This is a genomic window from Mycobacterium sp. NPDC048908 (genome assembly GCF_043197955.1).
Lineage (GTDB): Bacteria > Actinomycetota > Actinomycetes > Mycobacteriales > Mycobacteriaceae > Mycobacterium.
This window is the reverse complement of the sequence record NZ_JBICUE010000002.1, coordinates 384044-404312: the sequence shown is the minus strand read 5'-3', so window position 1 is coordinate 404312 and position 20269 is coordinate 384044. Positions and strand designations below refer to the sequence as shown.

General features: G+C 66.5%; 18 protein-coding genes. 3 read left to right on the top strand and 15 right to left on the bottom strand.

Features of this window, described 5'->3' with window-relative positions:
• Positions 1-121: 121 nt before the first annotated feature.
• The 10 genes from ACGFK1_RS06530 to ACGFK1_RS06485 form a co-directional block, all read right to left on the bottom strand.
• Positions 122-1447: a hypothetical protein gene (locus tag ACGFK1_RS06530; protein ID WP_393427378.1), complete on the bottom strand. Its 1326-nt coding sequence runs from the start codon at positions 1445-1447 to the stop codon at positions 122-124.
• Between the two features lie 2 nt (positions 1448-1449).
• The gene (locus tag ACGFK1_RS06525; protein ID WP_393427376.1) at positions 1450-1755 is read right to left on the bottom strand and encodes a type VII secretion target; all 306 of its coding nucleotides are present in this window, start codon (positions 1753-1755) and stop codon (positions 1450-1452) included.
• 43 nt (positions 1756-1798) lie between these two features.
• Positions 1799-3136, bottom strand: coding sequence for a phosphoglucosamine mutase (gene glmM, locus ACGFK1_RS06520; protein WP_393427373.1), 1338 nt, complete (start codon positions 3134-3136; stop codon positions 1799-1801).
• A 103-nt stretch (positions 3137-3239) separates the two neighbouring features.
• Positions 3240-3797 carry a hypothetical protein gene (locus ACGFK1_RS06515; RefSeq protein ID WP_393427370.1) on the bottom strand — a complete coding sequence of 186 codons (558 nt, stop codon included), beginning with the start codon at positions 3795-3797 and terminating at the stop codon, positions 3240-3242.
• A gap of 368 nt (positions 3798-4165) precedes the next feature.
• Positions 4166-4588 carry a hypothetical protein gene (locus tag ACGFK1_RS06510; RefSeq protein WP_393427367.1) on the bottom strand — a complete coding sequence of 141 codons (423 nt, stop codon included), beginning with the start codon at positions 4586-4588 and terminating at the stop codon, positions 4166-4168.
• A gap of 225 nt (positions 4589-4813) precedes the next feature.
• Positions 4814-5263, bottom strand: coding sequence for a 30S ribosomal protein S9 (rpsI, locus tag ACGFK1_RS06505; RefSeq protein ID WP_393427869.1), 450 nt, complete (start codon positions 5261-5263; stop codon positions 4814-4816).
• A 5-nt stretch (positions 5264-5268) separates the two neighbouring features.
• Positions 5269-5712: a 50S ribosomal protein L13 gene (gene rplM / locus ACGFK1_RS06500; RefSeq protein ID WP_393427364.1), complete on the bottom strand. Its 444-nt coding sequence runs from the start codon at positions 5710-5712 to the stop codon at positions 5269-5271.
• Positions 5713-6074: 362 nt separating this feature from the next.
• Positions 6075-7133 (bottom strand): alcohol dehydrogenase AdhP, encoded by a 1059-nt coding sequence (adhP, locus tag ACGFK1_RS06495; protein ID WP_393427361.1) that lies wholly within the window; start codon positions 7131-7133, stop codon positions 6075-6077.
• Positions 7134-7186: 53 nt separating this feature from the next.
• Complete coding sequence (locus tag ACGFK1_RS06490) at positions 7187-8710, bottom strand: aldehyde dehydrogenase family protein (RefSeq protein WP_393427358.1); 1524 nt, start codon at positions 8708-8710, stop codon at positions 7187-7189.
• Between the two features lie 89 nt (positions 8711-8799).
• Positions 8800-10068, bottom strand: a complete 1269-nt coding sequence (locus ACGFK1_RS06485) for a GAF domain-containing protein (protein ID WP_393427355.1) — start codon at positions 10066-10068, stop codon at positions 8800-8802.
• A 237-nt stretch (positions 10069-10305) separates the two neighbouring features.
• Between ACGFK1_RS06485 and ACGFK1_RS06480 the strand changes: the two genes are divergently transcribed.
• Positions 10306-10467: an excalibur calcium-binding domain-containing protein gene (locus ACGFK1_RS06480; protein WP_393427352.1), complete on the top strand. Its 162-nt coding sequence runs from the start codon at positions 10306-10308 to the stop codon at positions 10465-10467.
• A gap of 67 nt (positions 10468-10534) precedes the next feature.
• Here ACGFK1_RS06480 and ACGFK1_RS06475 read toward each other — a convergent pair whose 3' ends face one another.
• The 4 genes from ACGFK1_RS06475 to eccCa form a co-directional block, all read right to left on the bottom strand.
• A complete protein-coding gene (locus tag ACGFK1_RS06475; protein ID WP_393427349.1) occupies positions 10535-10831 on the bottom strand; it encodes a WXG100 family type VII secretion target in 297 nt (98 codons plus the stop codon).
• Between the two features lie 12 nt (positions 10832-10843).
• Positions 10844-11167: a WXG100 family type VII secretion target gene (locus ACGFK1_RS06470; RefSeq protein ID WP_393427346.1), complete on the bottom strand. Its 324-nt coding sequence runs from the start codon at positions 11165-11167 to the stop codon at positions 10844-10846.
• A gap of 83 nt (positions 11168-11250) precedes the next feature.
• A complete protein-coding gene (locus ACGFK1_RS06465) occupies positions 11251-12393 on the bottom strand; it encodes a type VII secretion-associated protein (protein ID WP_393427343.1) in 1143 nt (380 codons plus the stop codon).
• Positions 12372-16067, bottom strand: coding sequence for a type VII secretion protein EccCa (gene eccCa, locus ACGFK1_RS06460; protein WP_393427868.1), 3696 nt, complete (start codon positions 16065-16067; stop codon positions 12372-12374). The genes ACGFK1_RS06465 and eccCa overlap by 22 nt, the downstream gene beginning before the upstream one ends.
• 6 nt (positions 16068-16073) lie before the next feature.
• Here eccCa and eccD point away from each other — a divergent pair, with 6 nt between their 5' ends.
• Both eccD and mycP read left to right on the top strand, forming a co-directional pair.
• Positions 16074-17522 carry a type VII secretion integral membrane protein EccD gene (eccD, locus tag ACGFK1_RS06455; RefSeq protein ID WP_393427340.1) on the top strand — a complete coding sequence of 483 codons (1449 nt, stop codon included), beginning with the start codon at positions 16074-16076 and terminating at the stop codon, positions 17520-17522.
• Positions 17519-18886: a type VII secretion-associated serine protease mycosin gene (gene mycP, locus ACGFK1_RS06450; protein WP_393427337.1), complete on the top strand. Its 1368-nt coding sequence runs from the start codon at positions 17519-17521 to the stop codon at positions 18884-18886. Before eccD ends, mycP begins: the two co-directional genes overlap by 4 nt.
• Here the strand turns inward: mycP and eccB are convergent.
• Complete coding sequence (eccB, locus tag ACGFK1_RS06445; protein ID WP_393427334.1) at positions 18851-20215, bottom strand: type VII secretion protein EccB; 1365 nt, start codon at positions 20213-20215, stop codon at positions 18851-18853. The genes mycP and eccB overlap by 36 nt on opposite strands.
• Between the last annotated feature and the right edge of the window lie 54 nt (positions 20216-20269).

The following is a 20269-nucleotide window of genomic DNA, read 5'->3' as shown; positions in this document are numbered from 1 at the left end:
GTGCCGTGGTCCTCGCTGGTCGACACCTGCCAGCCCGGTGCTTCTTTGACGTAGTTGCACGGATCCCTTCGAGGTTCTCAGCCAGCGTGTTGAGCTCAGTGGCCAACTGTCGCTTGTGCATTCACTGCCCCACCTGCGGTAGTTCGTCGGCCGCGATCTCGCACGGCGTCTCGGCAGCCAAGGGTTCGGGTGGCGGCGCCGAGGCGACTTCAGGTGGCGGCGGCACAGGGGTGGGCGGTGGCTCGGCGAGCGGTGGCGGCGGCGGCTCGACCGGAACCGTTTCCTCAACCGGTTGGCACGTCTGGTCGGCCGAAGCGGGTTCGACGGATTCCTCGACGGCAGGCTCGTCGTCGGGATGCACTGCAGGATCGGCAGATTCGTCATCCTCAGCCTCCTCGTCTTTCGGCTCGTCGTCGATGTCGGGCTGGTCGACCTCGGGCGTATCCAGGCCCTCATCCGCCGTTCCCAGCAGGCTGCCGAACGCATCGGCGAGCTGCTGACCGAATCCCGTCAGGCCGCTGCCGAAATCCGGCATCGCGCCCATGGAGGGCGCCGACGGTGGCGCAGGCATGGCGGGTGCGGCCGCGGCCGGATCAACGGGCAACGGCGCCGAAACCGGCAGAGGCGGCTGCGGTCCGGGCATCGGTGGCGGCGCGGGCGCCGCCGTCCATTGTGGTGCGGGAGCAGCTGACGGCAGCACGGCAGTCGCCGCAGCGGGCGCCGTCGCGGCCCCATCGGCGCGCGCAGCCGGCATCCACACCGGGCCGAGACCGGCTGGCACATCGAAATTCACCTCGGGTTCGCCGGCAACCTCAGCGGTCGCAACATCGTAGACCTTCGTCACCGCGGCCGTCGCCGATCGCATTGCCGTCAGCCAGCCATCCCGAATAGCGCTGTCCACGAACGGCTTGACGTCGCGATGGACCCGCTCACTGGCGGCCGCCCGATCACCCGAGCCCATCGTCACTGTATGCGCCGCGACCAGCCAGTCGTCGGGCGTACCCTCATCGGCCGCGATCGCCGCGGCCACCTTCCCGTCGACCGCCTGCCACAAGTTGTCCCGCAGCGTGGCCAAGGCATCCGCCGACGTCCGCACTGCGGCGGCCACGGCAGCAGATGCCTCGCCGTGGCGACGCAGGAACTCCCTCGATGCATCCGCGGCGCCACCTCGCCACGCGGCCGACAACGCGCCGAGTTGCTCATGCTGGCGCGCCACAGCATCTTCCGTAGCAGCTACCGCCGACTCCAGGGCTGCGCAATCCGCGTCGAGCGCCCGTAGGTCCAGTCCGTCCTCGCTGCCGTACCAGTCGTGGATCTGCGACGCATGCAGCGTCAGGTCCGGATTCGCATAGCCGAGCACGTGGCATGCCCACACATAGGCCTGGATGTTGTCGACGGCAGGCAATCCCTCCGCCAATCTCGCTGCGACATCGTATTTCTCAGACATCGCTAACCCAGTCGCCTGGCCGCGATGGCGTCGGCTTCCGCGTACCGGTCGGCCGAGGTACGCACCGACACAGCGATCTCCGTCGCCGCGCGAGACCACTGCATAAGTTGCTCGACGACGCGATCTACGGACGCACGTAGGGCGTCACCGCGGGCCACGTGCATTCGGCCCGCCGTCGCGCCACCGAACATCAATCCGCTCAAATGTGTACGCACAGCGCTCTCGACGGCGTCGGCTACCGCCTCGTATTGGCGCGCGATGGCGTGCAGCGCCGCGATGTCGACAGCGGCGGCCTCGGCTTGTCCCATACAGGCTCAGACGCCTGTGGACGCCCGTCGGTTCCGACGAATATCAGCGGTGGTCGCTGACCGATTCGGCGACCCGAACGGCCACCTGCCGGGCGGTGTCTTCGTCGGCCGCCTCCACCATCACGCGAACGACCTGCTCAGTTCCCGAGGGCCGCAACAGGATTCGACCGGTATCGCCGAGTTGCGCCTGTGCTTCGGCCACTGCTGAACGGACGGATGGGGCGTCCGCCACAGTCGCCTTGTCCGCCACCTGAACATTGATCAGCACTTGGGGCAGGGTGTGCATCGGCTCGGCCAGCGCCGCCAAAGTCGAACGCGTCTGTGCCATCCTCGACATCAGCCGCAATCCGGTCACCACTCCGTCGCCGGTGGTGCCGAGCGCGGGCATCACGATGTGACCCGACTGCTCACCGCCTAGCGAATACTCGCCTGCCCGGAGCTCTTCCAGAACGTAACGGTCGCCGACGCCTGTGGTGCGGACCTCGATGCCCGCGGAGCGCATGGCCAAATGCAGCCCCAGATTGCTCATCACGGTCGCCACCAATGTGTTCGACGCCAGCTCGCCGGCGTCGCGCATCGCGAGGGCGAGGATCACCATGATGGCGTCGCCGTCGACGGCGCGGCCGGTGGCGTCGACCGCCAAACACCGATCGGCGTCGCCGTCATGCGCCAATCCGAGGTCGGCGCCGTGCGACACCACCGCGGCCTGCAGCTGCTCCAAGTGCGTGGAACCGCAGCCCTCGTTGATGTTGAGCCCGTTGGGTTCGGCGTTGATCGCGATCACGTTGGCACCCGCCGCGCGGTAGGCCCTCGGGGCGGCGGCAGACGCCGCGCCATGCGCGCAGTCGACGACCACAGTCAGACCATCCAGCCGAGTGGTCACCGCCTTGGCGGCATGACGCAGATAGCGGTCCAGCGCGTCCTCGGCGTCGACGACCCTGCCGATGCCCGCGCCGGTCGGCCGGCTCCCGGGGCCCTGGTGCACGAGTTCTTCGATGCGGTCCTCGGCGGCGTCGTCGAGCTTGTGGCCGCCGGGCCCGAAGATCTTGATGCCGTTGTCGGGCATCGGATTGTGGGACGCCGAGATCATCACGCCGAAGTCGGCGTCGTACGCGCTGGTCAGGTAGGCCACCGCGGGCGTCGGAAGGACACCGACTCGCAGCGCGTCGACGCCCTCACTGGTGATTCCTGCGATCACCGCCGCCTCGAGCATCTCGCTGCTGGCCCGTGGGTCGCGGCCCACCACGGCGATGCGGCGGGCATGCCCCCCGACGCTGCCGAGGCGGCGGGCGGCCGCCGAGCCAAGGCCAAGAGCCAGCTCAGCGGTCAAGTCCTGGTTGGCGACGCCGCGCACTCCGTCGGTGCCGAACAGTCGGGCCATGCCGACAAACTTCTCATAGATGCCCTCAAAAGAGCCAACCGCCGGGCCGACGCGACTCACCGCCCGCACTCGGGTGTGATGCGGGCGGTGAGGGTCCTTCGCGTTAGCCGAGCAAGCCGAGCAGCTGGTTCAGCAGGTTCACGAACTGAAGCAGATTCGTGATGGCACCCGACGGATCAAGCAGACCCGCCACCTGACACAGCAGGTTGCCGAGCAGGTTGCCTGCACCAGGAACCGCCGTGATGTTCAAATGAACAGTGTCAAGGTGCACCTGGAGTCCCAGCAGATCCAGGGTCAGCGGCCCCAGAACGAGGTCGAGAATCTGGCAGCTGGCCTGTGCCACTGCGGCGGGCATTGCAACGCCGGACTTCGACACATCCTCGGCTGCGGCGCCCTGACCCGGGTGGATCAGCTTGCCTGTGAGGTCTCCGACCGCCTCCACGGGTGTCCTTGCGTCGGCAGCGGCCTGCCGGAATTGCGTGACCGTGAACTGGCCGTTGAATTTCGACCCGTCGTCGGCCGTCCCGCGCACCTGCACCGTTTTCTTGCCCACTACCTCGGGAGGTGCCGCGCCAGCCATGCCGGCTCCGATACCTCCGACGAGCCCTAGGGTAGCGACGGCGACTACGAGAGCAAGCAGCCGCATCAGCCGTGACGTCATAGAGATACTCCTTTTTCCTGTTCGGGGAAGCCAGTGGTGATCCGGTCCCCCGACCAGCTCCGTGCGTCGCACCGGAGTGGGAGCGCCTCGCCTGCGCGATTAGCACCCTTGCTTCCGCAAACGGCCTTTCCTCGATCAGACGTAGATCCAAACCGAAAATCGCTCAAAGAATTGCTGGCCGCGTCAATACTGCCCGCAGTCTAATTAGCTCATATGTCAATACTTTGCTGGTCGGCGCATCTTGCCAGTGTTTACTGAAGCAAGAAAAAAATGTTCTCGGCCCTATACGCAAAACGAATCGGCCTGCCTCCCAATACGACTCACCGCCCGCACCCCGGTGGGCGCGGGCGGTGAGATCGCTCGTGGGACTACCTGGCCGTGGTGCTGCTCGGAGTCGTCGTCGAGCTGGACGGCGTGGTGGCCGGGCTCTGACCCGGCGCGTTCTCAGACTGTCCCGCACCGTTCTGGGCGAAGGTGAACGTCAGGCCGCCCTCAGGCCCTGCGCAGGTGCCTGGCACCGGCGTTCCGTTGGCGTCGAGCGCCCTGATCGCCTCAGCGTTGATTCCGGCGCTGGGGCAGGCGGAGGCGGCGAGGGCCTCCGCGTTGGCCAGTGAGGCGTCCTCGAGGGTGCCGACCTGCTGGCCGCCCGCGGTCACGCTGATGTTGACCTTGCCGTCATTGGCGACGGACTCTGCCGGCGGAGCGGCGTGCGCGAGTCCAAGGCCGCCGGCAGCCAATAGGGCTCCACCCAGGACGGCGCCCGCGGACGCAAGCTTCACACGGTTTTGCATCTATCTATCCCTTTCAGTCAGGAAGCGTCGGCCGATCCCCCAACGAGCTGGCTGAGTGACCCGTATCGGCGGCAGATTCGGTCTGCCGAACGCCTCAGCGCCCGCGCTTCCGACGTGAGGGCTCCCCGATCATGAAGAGTCTCAAACCCGCTGTGACCGATTCTTCTGGACAAAAGGCGAAACGCCGGGCGTGCAAACTGCACACCCGGCGTTTCGATCAATCCGTCAGCGCTTGCTGTACTGAGGCGCCTTACGAGCCTTCTTGAGGCCGTACTTCTTGCGCTCGATCGCCCGCGGGTCACGAGTCAGGAAGCCGGCCTTCTTCAGGGCAGGCCGATCCTCGGGCTGCACCAGAATCAAGGCCCGGGCGATGGCCAGACGCAGCGCGCCTGCCTGGCCGGACGGGCCGCCACCATCGAGGTGGGCATAGATGTCGAAACTGTCCAGCCGGTCAACGGTCACCAGCGGAGCCTTGATCAGCTGCTGGTGCACCTTGTTCGGGAAGTAGTCCTCCAGCGTGCGTCCGTCCAGGTGGAACTGGCCGGTCCCCGGCACGAGGCGCACCCGCACCACGGCTTCCTTGCGGCGGCCGACAGTCTGGATGGGTCGGTCGATCACGACGGGCTCGCGCGGAGCCGCCTCGGTCTCGGCCACGGTTTCTGTGGTCTCCACGATCTCGGTCACTGCGCCACCTGCTTGATCTCGTACGGCACCGGCTGTTGAGCGGCGTGCGGATGGTCAGGCCCGGCGTAGACCTTCAGCTTCTTGCGAATCTGACGACCGAGCTTGGTGTGCGGAATCATCCCGACGATCGCCTGTTCGACGACCCGGTCGGGGTGCTTGTCCATCAGCTCACCGATGGTGCGCCTGCGCAGACCGCCGGGATAACCCGAGTGGCGGTAGGCGTATTTGTTCTGGAGCTTGTCGCCGCTGATGGCGACCTTGTCAGCATTGACGACAATGACGAAATCGCCACCGTCGACATTCGGCGTGAATGTCGGCTTGTGCTTGCCACGCAGCAGGTTGGCTGCCGCGACGGCGAGCCGGCCGAGCACCACGTCGGTGGCGTCGATGACATACCACGACCGCGTGGTGTCACCCGCCTTCGGCGCGTATGTAGGCACAGCGTCTACCTTCTCTAATCTCGGGTTGGATCCCGGTGTGACCCGGGTGCCGGTCAGGCATTCGCGGTGGGGTGCCTCGGCGACCGACGTTGACCCGAGGACCCGTGCGTCACCGCACGCCAACGGAGCAGCTTACCTGTCGGCGTCCTCGCAGGTCAAAACGCGTTCGTCGGGCTAGCCGTCGGCGAGGTTCAACGTCCCGTTGAAGGCTGTCTGTCCCGACTTATCGTCGCCGGTGAGGTGGTGGCACTGTCACCGAACGTTCCCATGAACATGCCACCGGGGCGGTCGAACGCATCGCCGGCGATGATGAACCGACCCCAGCGAAGTCTGATTCTGTCGTCAAATAGGCCTTGGCTTGGTCAGCGGTAGTCGATGACGACTCGGCCGTCGATCTGCCCGCGTTCCATCCGGCCGAACACCTCATTGATGTCGTCGAGCCGTGCGCTCTCGACCGTTGGATGGATCAGCCCGCGGGCGTAGAAGTCGAGCGCCTCGGCCATGTCTTGGCGAGTGCCGACGATCGACCCGCGAATCGTCAAACCCTTCAGCACGATGTCGAAGATCGGCGCAGGAAAGTCGCCTGGCGGAAGGCCGTTGAACACGATCGTGCCGCCGCGCCTCAGCCCGATCGCCTGGCCGAACGCCTGCGGGTGCACCGCGGTGACGAGCACCCCGTGCACGCCGCCGGTGGCCTTCTGCACCTCGGTGACGACGTCGCTGGTGCGGGCGTTCACGGCGACCTCCGCACCGAGGCGAGTGGCCAGCGCGAGTTTGGCGTCGTCGATGTCGATGGCCACCACGCGCAGTCCCATCGCGCGGGCGTACTGCACCGCCACGTGGCCGAGTCCGCCGATGCCGGAGATCGCCACCCACTGCCCCGGCCGGCTGTCGGTCACCTTGAGGCCTTTGTAGACGGTGACGCCCGCGCACAGGATCGGTGCGACCTCGAGAGGATCGGCTCCCTCGGGGATTCGGGCCGCGTAGGCGGCATTCACCAGCATGTAGCTGCCGAAGCTGCCGTTGACGCTGTAGCCGCCGTTCTTCTGGCTCTCACACAACGTTTCCCAGCCGGTGCGGCAGTATTCGCACGTCCCGCACGCCGACCACAGCCAGGCATTGCCGACCTTGTCACCGACCTCGAGGTCGTCGACGCCGTCACCGACCGCGACAACGGTGCCGTAGCCCTCGTGTCCCGGAATGAACGGCGGTTGCGGTTTGACGGGCCAATCTCCATGTGCGGCATGCAGATCGGTGTGACACACGCCGGAGGTCTCGAGTTTGACGAGCGCCTCGCCGTAGCCGGGAGTCGGCAGGTCGAGTTCCTCGACCTGCAGCGGGCGGCCGAACTCGGTGACGACGGCAGCGCGCATGGTATCGGTGCTCTCGGGCGCGGCGCTCGCGCCTAAAGTCTGGGTCACCTCATCATTCCAATCGTGAAAAGGGCTTGTTCTGAAGGGTCTTTGGTCCCGGCTTAGAAGAAGCCTTGGGCCTTGTTGCTGTAGGAAACGAGTAGGTTCTTGGTCTGCTGGTAGTGGTCGAGCATCATCTTGTGGGTCTCACGGCCGATGCCGGACTGTTTGTAGCCGCCGAATGCGGCGTGCGCCGGATAGGCGTGATAGCAGTTGGTCCACACCCGGCCCGCCTTGATATCGCGGCCCGCGCGGTAAGCGACGTTGCCGTCTCTGCTCCACACCCCGGCACCGAGGCCGTACAGCGTGTCGTTGGCGATGTCGATCGCATCGTCGTAATCGGTGAACGACGTCACCGCGACCACCGGCCCGAAGATCTCCTCCTGGAAGATGCGCATCTTGTTGTCACCCGTGAAAACCGTTGGGGTGACGTAATATCCGCCGCTCAGATCGCCGCCGAGCTCGGCGCGCTCGCCGCCGGTGACGAGCTTTGCGCCGTCCCTCTTGCCGATCTCGATATACGAAAGGATCTTCTCCATCTGATCCTCGGACGCCTGGGCACCGATCATGGTCTCGGTGTCCAACGGATCGCCCTGCCGGACGGCCTTGGTCCGGATGGCCGCGAGTTCGAGGAACTCATCGAAGATGTCGGCCTGGATCAGGCTGCGCGACGGGCAGGTGCAGACCTCGCCCTGGTTGAGGGCGAACATCGTGAACCCTTCGAGCGCCTTGTCCTGGTAGTCGTCGTTCTGCGCAAGAACGTCGTTGAAGAAGATGTTCGGGCTCTTGCCTCCGAGTTCCAGCGTCACGGGGACGAGGTTCTGCGACGCGTACTGCATGATCAACTTGCCGGTGGTGGTCTCGCCAGTGAACGCGATCTTGGCGATTCGCTTCGAGGACGCCAGCGGCTTACCGGCCTCGAGGCCGAACCCGTTGACGATGTTCACCACGCCGGGTGGAAGCAGGTCGCCGATCAACGAAAACAGGTAGAGCACCGACGCGGGTGTCTGTTCGGCGGGCTTGAGCACCACCGCATTTCCCGCCGCAATCGCCGGCGCCAGCTTCCAAGTGGCCATCAATATCGGGAAGTTCCACGGGATGATCTGGCCGACCACGCCCAGCGGTTCGTGGAAGTGATAGGCGACGGTTTCGTCGTCGATCTGCGACAGCGATCCTTCCTGTGCGCGGATCGCGCCTGCGAAGTACCGAAAATGGTCGACAGCCAACGGGATATCAGCGTTCAGCGTCTCACGCACCGGCTTGCCGTTGTCCCACGATTCGGCAACCGCGATCGATTCCAGGTTCTGTTCTATGCGGTCGGCGATCTTGTTGAGGATCACCGCCCGCTCTGCGGGCGTCGTCTTGGCCCAGGCCGGCGCCGCCGAGTGCGCGGCGTCGAGCGCCTTGTCGATATCGGCCTCGTCAGAGCGCGGAACTTCGCAGAACGGCTGACCGGTGACCGGACTGGCGTTTTCGAAGTATCGGCCCGCCACGGGCGCGACCCACTCCCCGCCGATGTAGTTCTGGTACCGGGCATCAAAGGCCATCACTGAGCCTTCGGCACCGGGTCGTGCGTACACCGTCATGGCGTTCATCCCTTCGCGACGTGAATGTGTCGGACGTCACTGAAGGTAGGTTCGCGACCGTTGCAGCACGGTTGCACGACGTTGCGAGGCTAGGCCAGGTCGAGATCCAACCCAGCGAGATGACCACGAGCCTCTGACCGCAGGGCGGAGCCCGGCGTGGCGTGGTTGTACAGCACCCGCCAGCAGTCGCGGTCGTCGCGGCCCTGCGGCAGCTCGAGCCAACGACGGAGCAGCGCAAGGTTTCCCGACGCGAGTACCGCGCCGCGCACGCTCGCACTCAGCTCGGTACGCAGCCGCGCGACCCCGGGCGAAACCGACTGCGGAAGTAGCTCACCGGTGTAGTGCGCCAGGGCGCGGTCCACATCACCGGCATGCAGGGCATCGCATACGTCCTGGTAGTCGCTGGCGATCGATTTGAGAAGGCGGTACGGCCGGGAATCGGTGTAGTCGGCCCCGATGACGCGACGCAGCCTCGACATTTCAGCGCGAATCGTCACCACGTCGAGGTCTTTGTCGTCGAGAAGCACCGCGAGGTGATCGGCACTCAGACCTTCGGGATGGCGGCCAAGCAGTACCAGGATGTCGGCGTGCCGACCCGTCAGGGCGCGGGTCTCGGTCTCCGTTCGCCAGCGCGGCCGATCGGCACCGAGCACCGTCAGCCGCGCGGTGGCCTGCGCGTCGGCGGTCGGCCGGTTGAGCTGTAACAGTGCGAGATGGTTCTCGACGGCGACAGCGGTCGCGCGGACCAAGGCAAGCGTCTGCGGCGAAGCAACCTGGGTTCCTCCGGTGAGGTCGATCGCACCGATGAGCACACCGGTGCCGGGATCGTGCACCGGCACCGCGGTGCAACTCCACGGCTGGACGATGCGCGAGAAATGCTCGGTGCCGCAGATCTGCAGTTCGGTATCGAGTGCGAGCGCCGTACCGGGGGCGTTGGTTCCGGCACCTTGTTCGCTCCAGTCGGCGCCTGGCACGAAATTCATCCGCTCGGCCTTGCGGCAGGCTTTCAGATCACCCTCGACCCAGAGCAGCGTGCCGTCGGCCGAGGAGACGGCGACGACGACACCGGCATCCGTCGCGTCGTTGACCAGTAGTCGGCGGATGACGGGTAGGGCCGGCGCCAACGGATGCGAGGAGCGCATGCGGTCGAGGGCAATTTCTGCGGCGGGCCTGGCACCTGCGAGGTCTGGGTCGACGCCGGTCGCCAGGCTGCGTCGCCAGCTCTCGGCGACCACGCGTCGTACCGGCGTGGAGTCGAGATCGACCTGGCCGGAGACGAAAAGCTCATGGACGGCGCGCAACGACTTCGACGACAGCCGGGCCGATGCCCGGCCGCTCGATGTCTTCGAGATTTTCACCGGCCGTCACGCTCCTCGCACGCGTGGGCGCCACGATAGCCCAATGCCGAGGATCGGGGCAGAGACTTATGGCCCCGCATGGACGGCAAACATAGGGAAACACCTGATTCCTTGCAGAGGGAATGAACCTAGCTTTCGTTGTGACGACTCCGGAGTTTCCTGGACCGTCTCCCCGAAGTTCAAGACCACCACGGAGTGCCAATGTTTCGTGTCTTCATCGCTGCAGGTTTTGTTTGCGTGGCGGCCGCAGTCGGCGCGGCGCCGGTGGCGATTGCCAGCGGCCCGTACGCAAATTGCACGCAAGCGCACAAGGACGGCCGCTGGGACATCCCACAGGGCGACCCGGACTACTGGGATGGCGGCGATCGCGACCACGACGGAATCGCCTGCGAATCCTGACAGAACTGTGCGGTCCCACTCGGCTCCCCTCCAAGTGAGACCGCACAGAGTCCTGTGACGTGCGGCGTCAGTAACCCCACGCGTTCGCGGCGCGGCGGTCGGTGGCCGCAACCTCATCTGCGCCGTCGCGGACGGCATTGCCCAGGTTGATCAGGATGTCGTTGAGCGCCGCAGTGGCCTGTTCCCACCGCGTGTGCTCGACGCGGTAGGCCTCGGCCGCCTCCCGCGTCCACACCTGTTGCAGGGGCGCGATCTGGGCTCGAAGCTCATCGAGCGCCGCATTCAACCGAGCCGACGTCGTGTGGATGTCCTGCCGCACCGTGTATTCGATTTCGTCGAAGTTGTATGACAACACGTGATCCATGTGGTGTGCTCCCTAGAGGTTGGTCGCCGCGGAACTGATTTGGTGCGAATGGCTTTCGCCGGCTTCGCGCAACGTGCGTTCGTTGAAGCGAATGGTTTCCGCGATCCGCTGCAGGGCAGCGTGGAGCCTTATCGACTCGGTGTCCCACCTCTCCACGACGTCGCGGAACCGCACGGCGGCGACCCCTCCCCACACCGACGGCGGCACGCTGTTCATCCGGCCGATGAACGACTGGAGCATCGCCCGGATCTCCTCATTTCGGCTATCGGTCTTGCCGGCGACGGCCGTCATGAGGTCGAAATCGGTGGTGAGCGGTCCGCCCCCGGGTGTCGTCATCAGCATCCCTTCAGGTCGTTTCGAGCCATCTACGAGATTGGACGCCGACCCGCCGGCCTCGGTTCCATCGGCTGCGATTTCACTCAGAACACCGCGTGCGCGGATCGAATCGCCTGATCGCAGGGCTCCCGCACCGCCTGGTCGCGGCCAGGCGCACTCTGGCACCCGATCGCGATCCGCAGCGACCCGTCGACGAATACGAACCACTGGATGTGGCGGCCTGCGCGGATCTCGCGGTATGTCAGCACATCCCGGTCCGCGCGACTGCCCGCGGGATCGAAGCCCACGAACACTCCGTCGGGTGTCTCGTCGAGCGCCCGACGCAGCGCGTGCTCCACATCCTGTCCGGATTGCTGCGGCGCCAACCTGGACTGCGTGAGATGCATCGCTACCGCGTCGTCTTCCGGTGAAACGATCTGCACCCGTGAGGATCCGGGACCTGAGGTCACGCGCTGAACGGCCCATTGCGCGGGCACCATCACCCCCAGCCGTCCCTCGACCAACAGCGTCGTCGGCAGCGCAGACGACGGCGGGTGCGCACTGGGACTCGCGATGTATCCGCCGCACAGCGCGGCGGCCGACACCAGGACGCCAGCCAAAACGGCTGTCACAGCGCGCTTTTTCTTCGGCGGTGGTTCCGGCGCGTCCGGTCCTTTCTGCGCAATGCTTGCACTGACCCAGCCTGTTTCGGCGACCGTGACGGCGACGCCGGCGGCGCGCAGCCGATCGGCGATCGAGGCTGTTTGCGGCCCCGCGTCCTCTGAGTCGTCCACCACGACCGCAGTACACATCCGGGTGCTCGCCACGAGCATCTCCACGTCGCCATGACTGACCACCGCGACCACGCCCGTCGAGGACGACACAACAAAGAACTCAGGTCCGAGCTCCACCAACAGCGAGCGGTGATCGCGAAGCACCTGCGCCCGCCGCATCGCGATCACATCGCCCGCCAAGGCCTTTGCGACGCCACTCACCCGCTGCACACGCGCCGACGACCACCACGTCGGAAACACCAGCACGACACTGTCGACCGCTTCGCCGACGACGTCGCTCATGATCGTGCGCCAGACATCCGCCACATCGGCAGGATGGTCGTCGATCAGCACCAGTTGGTCATCGATGCCCTCCAGAGCCGCCGAAACCAACTGTGGTTCGGCTGGATACGGACCGCGAACCGTTGCCGGGCCCACCTCGACGACGGTCGTCATCGCGGCGGCTCGGTCCACGCAACCTGGATCAGTTGGTCGCGACCCCCGCGAGTGAGCAGCGTGCCCCGCCCCTGCGGTTGCGCCGTCGGACGGACCGAACCCAGCAGCACACCATCGTCGACGCTGGCGCTCATCACCAACCCCATGCAGCCGAGATCGCGCAGTCGGGCCAGCACCGGATCGAACATCGCACGCGCCGCGCCGCCTGACCGGCGGGCCGCGATGACATGCAGTCCGATGTCCTTGGCGTGTGGCAAGAAGTCGGCAAGGGGCGTCAACGGGTTGCCAGTGGCACCGGCGACCAAGTCGTAGTCGTCCACGACCAGGTAGACCTCCGGACCGGACCACCACGACCTCGTGCGCAGTTGTTGCTGCGTCACATTCTCGCCGGGCATGCGCGCCTGCAACCGCTCGAGCAGGACCGGGACCCGCGCCGTCAACGTCGGGGCCGATATCGAGTAACCGCTGAGATGGGCCGACTCCACCTCACCGAGCAGTGTCCTTCGAAAATCGACGATCTCGATCTGTGCACAATCGGATGTGTTGACGCGCATGATCTCCCGACACAGCAGACGCAGAGTCGCCGTCTTGCCGCATTCGGCCTCACCCAGCACAACCAAGTGCGGCTGTTCGGCGAAGTCTAATACGACCGGCCGCAGGTCGGTTTCCCCGATCCCGAGCACGATCCCCGCCGCAGCATTGGCGCGGTCGTGCGGAACATGCAACGGAAGAAGCTCGATTCGCGGCGCACGTCGCCCGGACCCGTGAGCGCTGGTAGCGCCCGCCGCATGCTGAGGCATCGCGATCGCCATCTCCTTCCCCTCGCGGGTGATGCCCCGGCCCGGTGGCAGATGGCTCAGCTGACGTGCCCGCTTGCGGTCCATCTCCGAGTCCGCGGGGTCACCGAGCCGTAGTTCGATTCGGGTGCCGATCTGATCCTTGAGCGCAGGCCGGATCTCTGCCCATCTCGACGCGGTGATCACGATGTGCACGCCGAACGAAAGTCCCTGCGCGGCAATGCCGATGACGGTCGGTTCAAGCGCGTCGAATCCCTGTCGAAAGGTGGACCAGCCGTCGATGACCAGAAACACGTCACCGAACGGATCGTCGTCGGCACGCATCCGGCGGTAGTCGGCCATCGAATCGATGCCCGAGCGTCGGAATCGTGCCTCTCGCGACCGCATGACCCCCTCCATCTCCGCGATGATGCGTCGGCACAGTTCTGCTTCGGAGCGCCCCGCCACCGCACCGACGTGGGCCATCGGACCCAGCGACGTCAGGGCGCCGCCGCCGAAGTCCAGGCAGTAGAACTGGGCCACCGATGCGTCGTTGGTCGCCGCGACGGCCGTCAGCAGTGTCCGAAGTGTGGTGGATTTGCCGGATTGCGGTGCCCCTACGATCGCGACGTTTCCTGCCGCTCCGTCGAGTTCAGCCATCAGGACGTCGCGCCGCTGCTCGAAAGGAGCGTCGATCAGACCGATCGGCACCGACAGCGGGTGAACCTTCGGTGTGCAGGCGAGAAGAGCATCCAGCGTCGGCGACTGCCGCAGCGGTGGCAGCCACACCTGATGCGCCGCCGAACCGTGGCCGGCCAACCGGTCCAGCACACGGTCCATCAGCGTTGGAGCCGACGTGGCGGTCGCATCGGGTGACACCGTCGGCCGCGCGCTCACCCGACCGGCGGTGGCCGCGGTGAAGGGCTGTGGTCCCAGCGCTGCACCGGTACCGGTGGGGGTCGGCGGCATCCGTTGCGGAGCCGATACGTATGCGGTCTGGAAGCGGACCGTCACTGAATCGGCGGTCCTCAAGTATGCGGCCCCAGGCGAGCTGGGCAGGTGGTATGCGTCCGGTATCCCGAGCGCGGCGCGGGATTCACTGGCCGAGAACGTCTTCAGGCATATTCGATACGACAGGTGGCTCTCCAGCCCGCGCAACCGCGCTTCATCGAGCCGTTGGCTGGCCAACAACAGGTGCATGCACAGCGACCGGCCAAGTCTGCCGATCGCGACGAACAGTTCCGCGAACTCGGGGTGCTGGGCGAGCAGCTCGGAGAATTCGTCGACGACGATGAACAGCGCCGGCAACGGTGGCAGTCCGAGCCCGCGGCGGCGCGCCTGGTCGTAATCGGCTGCGCTCGCGAATCCCCCTGACGCCCTCAGGACTTCCTGCCTGCGGTTCATCTCGCCTGCCAGCGCATCCCGCATCCGCGAGACGAGATGGGCTTCCTCGGCCAGATTCGTGATGATCGCCGACACATGACGCACCCGGTCCATGCCCAAAAACGTGGCTCCGCCCTTGAAGTCGACAAGGACGAGATTGAGAACATCAGGCGGATGCGCCACCACCATGCCCAGAATCAGGGTGCGCAGGAATTCCGACTTTCCCGAGCCGGTAGCGCCGACGCACAACCCGTGCGGCCCCATGCCGCCCTTGGCGGCCTCCTTGATGTCGAGCACCACCGGCTCACCGCGGTCGGATACTCCGATGGGCGCTCGCAGCCGTTGCGGCCCATGGAGTCTGCCCCATTCGTCAGCGGCACTGAAGCCGTCGGCTTCGTCGAGGCCCATCATGTCGAGCCAACCCACGGTCGCGGTCGCGTTGGTGTCGTGTGAGATGTGCCGGTACGGCGCCAGTCGTCGAGCGCACACGGTCGCCTGATGGCGCGTCACGCCGTCCAACCGAGTGGTGGTGTCGTCGACCGAGAGCCGTGGTCCAGTGGTGAAGGGTTGTTCGAGCAGTGGCATCGAGCCGTCGTCGACGACGATCGCCACATGCGGCGCCGGCCCCTCGTCGGACGGGCGACACGCGGTGATGGCCTCCGCCAGGCTGTGGTATGTCATCCTTGCCGGTCCGAGTCCGTCGGCGAGCTGTGGATGGTGATGGTGAGCAAGCCATTTCAACCAGTCCCATTCGCCGGCCGACGAAGGAGCCACCACCGCGGCGATCCGAACGTCTTCGGGACTGTGCAAGACGGCCAGTTGACAGACGATCGCGCGCAACAACGCGCGGGCCGTCGCCGGATCACCGTCCACAGTGAGCGCCGAGACACTGTGCAATGCCGCGGCGACAGGCACGTCGGTGACGAGAGCCCTACGCCGGACCAACCGACGCACCGCTGCTGACGTCACCGGATCCCGCGTCTCGATCGGATCCAGCGGTGGGCAAACGAGCGCAGTGCACAACGGTTGGCTGCCAATCCCGATCCGGGCCTGACAGTAGTCGGGGTCGTCCCGCGTGCGCTCCCACATGCGTCGACCACCGGCGAGCGTCCACAGCGCCGTCGGATCAGGATGCGTCCAGTGCAGCGAGCGATACTGCTGCGCCGCAGTTGCGGCAAGGGTTTGATCCAGCGCCTCGAGGTAGCTGAGATAACCGCGTCGGTCGTGGTTGAGTTGCGCGGTGTGGTTGGCGCCGCGCGTGTTGTGCATAACGGAGCCGAGCACCGAGACGGCCATCATGGCGGGGAAGAACATGAACATCGGACCACGGACGATCGGCTGGCCGCCCGCCGCACCGCCCATGGTGAAGTACAGCACCATCATGCCGCCCGCCGCGACGAGCATGGCCACCGGCAACAGCCGCGCTATGACGTTCGCAGGCACCGCTTTCGGAATCTGAGGTGGTGGGTCCACGGCGATGTCGCCGTTGGCCATCGGGGGCGCGGGCAGTCGAGACTCGCGAAAGAACTCCATCGTCTGATGGACGCTGCGCACTTCGGCGCCGTTCCCATCCACAGGTCACCGAATTGCCGCGCCGCCAGGTGGCTGCCGCCCGTTACGGTGCAATCACACGGGGCCAGGGGGTGTGTGATGCATGACTCGATGTGTCGGTTAGCCGTTGCGCATGAATCACGTTGCATAGACCTCGCACTGCCGATGGATGCGCCAGTCGGTCTGCTGCTGCCCGCGGTGGTCGAGCTCGTCGACCCCGATATGAGCACTTCGGTCGAGGCCCGGCGATGGCATCTCTCGCGGGTGGGGCAGCCCTGGCTGGACGAGGCGATGAGTCTGCGCGACAACGCCGTTCACGACGGCGACCTGCTGTTGCTCACCACCACCAACGTACCGCCGCCCGCCGAACTGCCCGATGAGCCAGCGCAGGCGATCATCGCTGCGGGAGGCCACCGCACCATGCCGCACAGCGTCACCGCGACGGCGACAGTCCTGTGCACAGGGGTGCTCGGTGCTGCGGCCTCATTGTGGGCTGGCCTGGTCAGCCATGCGACCGGACACGTCGTCGCCACCGCCGCCACCGCCGCCGCGGCGGCGTTCGGCGCGGTCGTGCTGCGGTGGACGCATCGAGATCCGCTACACAGTATCGCGTTGTCTGCGGTCGCAGTCATGTTCGGCACTGCCGCAGGCTTTCTCGCGGCCGCCGAAGGCTCGCGCATCGCCAGTCTGCTGCTCGCGGCGGCCGTCGGTACCACCATGGCAATCCTGCTGCGCCGTCTCACACGCCGCGGTGACACGTCGTTATCGGCGTTGGCCACGCTGGGCGCCCTGACGAGCGTGGCGTCGGCGTGCGGTGTCGGGTGGACGTTGCCGATCTGTACCGTCGGTGCTGCGCTTGCCACATTGGCGCTGGCCGCGCTCGGGGTGGCAGCCAGATTCTCGGTCGCCGCAACGGGTTTGGCGCCGGTCATGGGACATCCGGACGAAGACTTCGAGTATGATGGCGCCACCGTCGCGTCGCAGGCGCTCGCCGCCCATCGTGCGCTGACTGGGTTCGTGCTGGGTTCAGCCGCCGCCGCGGTGGCCGGGGCCGCGTTGGTCGGTTGGGATTGCCTTCCGAACGGCAGGCCTGGTGGCGTCGTCTTCGCGTTGGTGGTCGCGCTGGTGCTGGCCTTGCGGGCGCGCACACACGTCGACGCTCGCCGCCGCGCCGGCCTGATCGTGTTCGGCCTGGCATCTTTCGCCGTTGGATGCGCCATCGTGGTGGCATCGGCACCACACCGCGCCCAATGGGTGTGCCTACTCGCCCCGGTGGCCGTGGTCAGCATGCTCAGCCATCCGTCTGGGGCGGCCAGCAATCCTCTTGTGCACCGCGCAGTCGATGTATTGGAATATGCGGCGCTTGCCGCCGTGGTCCCCGTTGCGTGTTGGGTCAGCGGCGTATACGCGTTGATCCGTGGGGTCAGCTTGTCGTGACGACGTTCATCAACCGAATCGCAAGGCTCTGCGCCGCCGGTGTACTCGCCGGGTTCCCTGTGTGCAGCGCACCGCCCGCGGCCGCGGTCACTCCGCCCGCCGTGGACATGTCGATGTTGCCCAAACCAGGCCCGCCAACTCCGCCGCAGCCGACGGAGCAGCGAGAGCGTTGTGTCACAGCGACTTTCGCTCAGGCGGCCACCGGGGAGCCGAGCCGGCTGAAAGGTCTGGATCTGCAACAGGTCTGGAAACTGAGCCGAGGTGCGGGCCAGACCGTCGCCGTCATCGACACCGGTGTGGTCCGGCATCGGCTGCTGCGCCACCTCGTTCCCGGCGGTGACTATGTCCACGCCTCGGACGGAACCGTTGACTGCGACGGCCACGGCACGGTAGTCGCAGGAATCATCGGGGCGGATCCCGATCCCGACGGTTCGGCGTTCAGCGGTATCGCACCCGAAGCCACCATCGTCAGTATTCGACAGTCCAGCAACAAGTTCCGGGCATCAGACGATCCGTCCGGAACCGGGGTCGGTGACGTGGATACCCTTGCGCGCGCTATCCGCACCGCCGCAGACTTGGGGGCGACGGTGATCAACGTGTCGTCGGTCGCGTGCCTACCCGCTCAGGGTGGGTTGGACGACCGCCCGCTTGGCGCCGCACTCGCGTACGCCGTCGACACCAAGAACGCCGTTGTGGTGGCGGCAGCGGGCAACGTCGGTGCCGGCCAGTGTCCGACGCAGAACCCCGCAACCGATCCCATGCGACCCGGCCAAGCGGATTGGGATCACCTCAGCGTGGTGGTCAGTCCGGCCTGGTACGACGACTACGTGTTGACCGTCGGTTCGGTCGACACCCATGGGACGCCGTCGTCCTTCAGCCTCACCGGGCCATGGGTGGACGTCGCAGCGCCGGGCGAGGACGTCGTTTCCTTGGACCCCGATGGGGAGGGTCTGGTCAGCAGCCTGTCCGCATCCGGTGACCGCATCTCGGGCACCAGCTACGCGGCGCCGGTGGTGAGCGGCATCGTCGCGCTGGTGCGGTCACGATCACCGGAACTGACTGCACGGCAAGTCATGCGACGTATCGAGGCGACCGCATTGCGCCCGACCGCGGGATGGGATCCGGTCGTCGGGCACGGCGTCATCGACGCGCTCGCCGCGGTCAGCGCTGGTGCGACCACTCCGGTGCTGCAGACCCCGCAGCGACCGGTGCAGTACCCGACCGCAAAACCCGCCGACGGTCAGGGTCTGCGGTTCGCGGTCGGCGGCGCCGCGGTCTGCCTCGCCGTGTCCACAGCGACCATCGTGGCGACGGCGTCGGCAGCGCGGCTACGGCGATCCCGCGACACTGTCCCGCGCGACTGACGCGGCGTTCTTGCTCAGTTCGGGTCCGCGCGGCAACCACGACAGCACCGGCCACGGTGCGGGAACGGGCGCGCCGCTGAGACCGAGGTGTTTCGCGCTGTCTCCGTCGCGAATTCCGAAGACCACACCGGAATCATTGATGAAGTACAGCGCACCGGAGTCGGCGTCGCCGCCGCCGATTTCGACTGCCCGAACGAACGCGCAGCGCCCAGGCGGGACGGCAAAGGCGTCAACGGACGGGCCATCGCCGTCGGCCTGGGCCAGCGTCACCGCGGCACCCATTGAATGCGAATTGGTCGACACCACGCTGGTATTGACTCCGTTCTCGGTGGCATTCCATCGCGTGCACACGACGGCGTCATCGGCGACACCACTTTGTTCAGGAAACGCTGCAACGGCCAGCATGCTGAGAATCGGCATGGCCGCGATGGAATCCGGTGACACGGTGGCGATGTCCCGGTCATTCTGCGAGTCGGCAAACCGGATGAGGTCTGCGACGACCCGACCGATCCGCTGCACGCCGGCAGCAAGGACGACGTAGTATTCCTCAGCATCAGCGCGGATGACCCGCACCACGGTTCCGACCGGCGATCCGCGCAGCGGACTTGGTGAGCCTGCACCGACGATGCGGGGCGCCCTGATGGGTGGCGCCTCAGGCGTCGCATCCAACAGCACACGCGAAACAGGCCGGGGCACATGGCCGTCCAGCCGCAGCGCCCGCACCACCGCGCGGTCACGTAGATCGACCTGAGCGCGCCATCCGTCGTACAGCAGGTAGGTGAGCGCCGCGCTCTCCGACCGCGGCGTGACGAGAACGGCAGACGTCGTCGCGCCGTCGGGCAGTGTGCCGGCGACCACGGTCGTTTTCGACTTCTCGTCGCAGACGGCCCAGCCCGATTCGGCCTGACCGAGGGGTACCGTAACGTCGGCGGGCGCACCGGGAATGCCGAGCAGCGGACCGCGCTTGGCGTTGTTGACCGCCGAAGCCGACACCGCCTCGGGGTCCGCCGCAGTGCCCACGATCAACCGTGCCGAGGCGAGATTCAGCACAGGATGCACGACATCGCCGACACGAACGTAGAGAGCCCCGGATTCGCGCACGATGACGATCGGCGCGTCGCCGAGCGCACCTGGCGGCCGGAGGAAGGCAAGCACGACGCAGAGCGCGGCGACGATCATCGCGACCACCGCACCAGCGGTGAACGAAAGTGATTGCGCGCGAACAGGATCATCAGCCATCCGCGTGTCACCGCGAACCAACGCGTGTTCCATCCGGCGCAGCAGGAACCGGTATCCGCTGATCTGCAGCTTCGTCGAGTGCCCAGCCATACGTCCCCCCGAACCAGCCTAATGGCGGCCGGAGCAAGCGGATGTCGCTGTTTC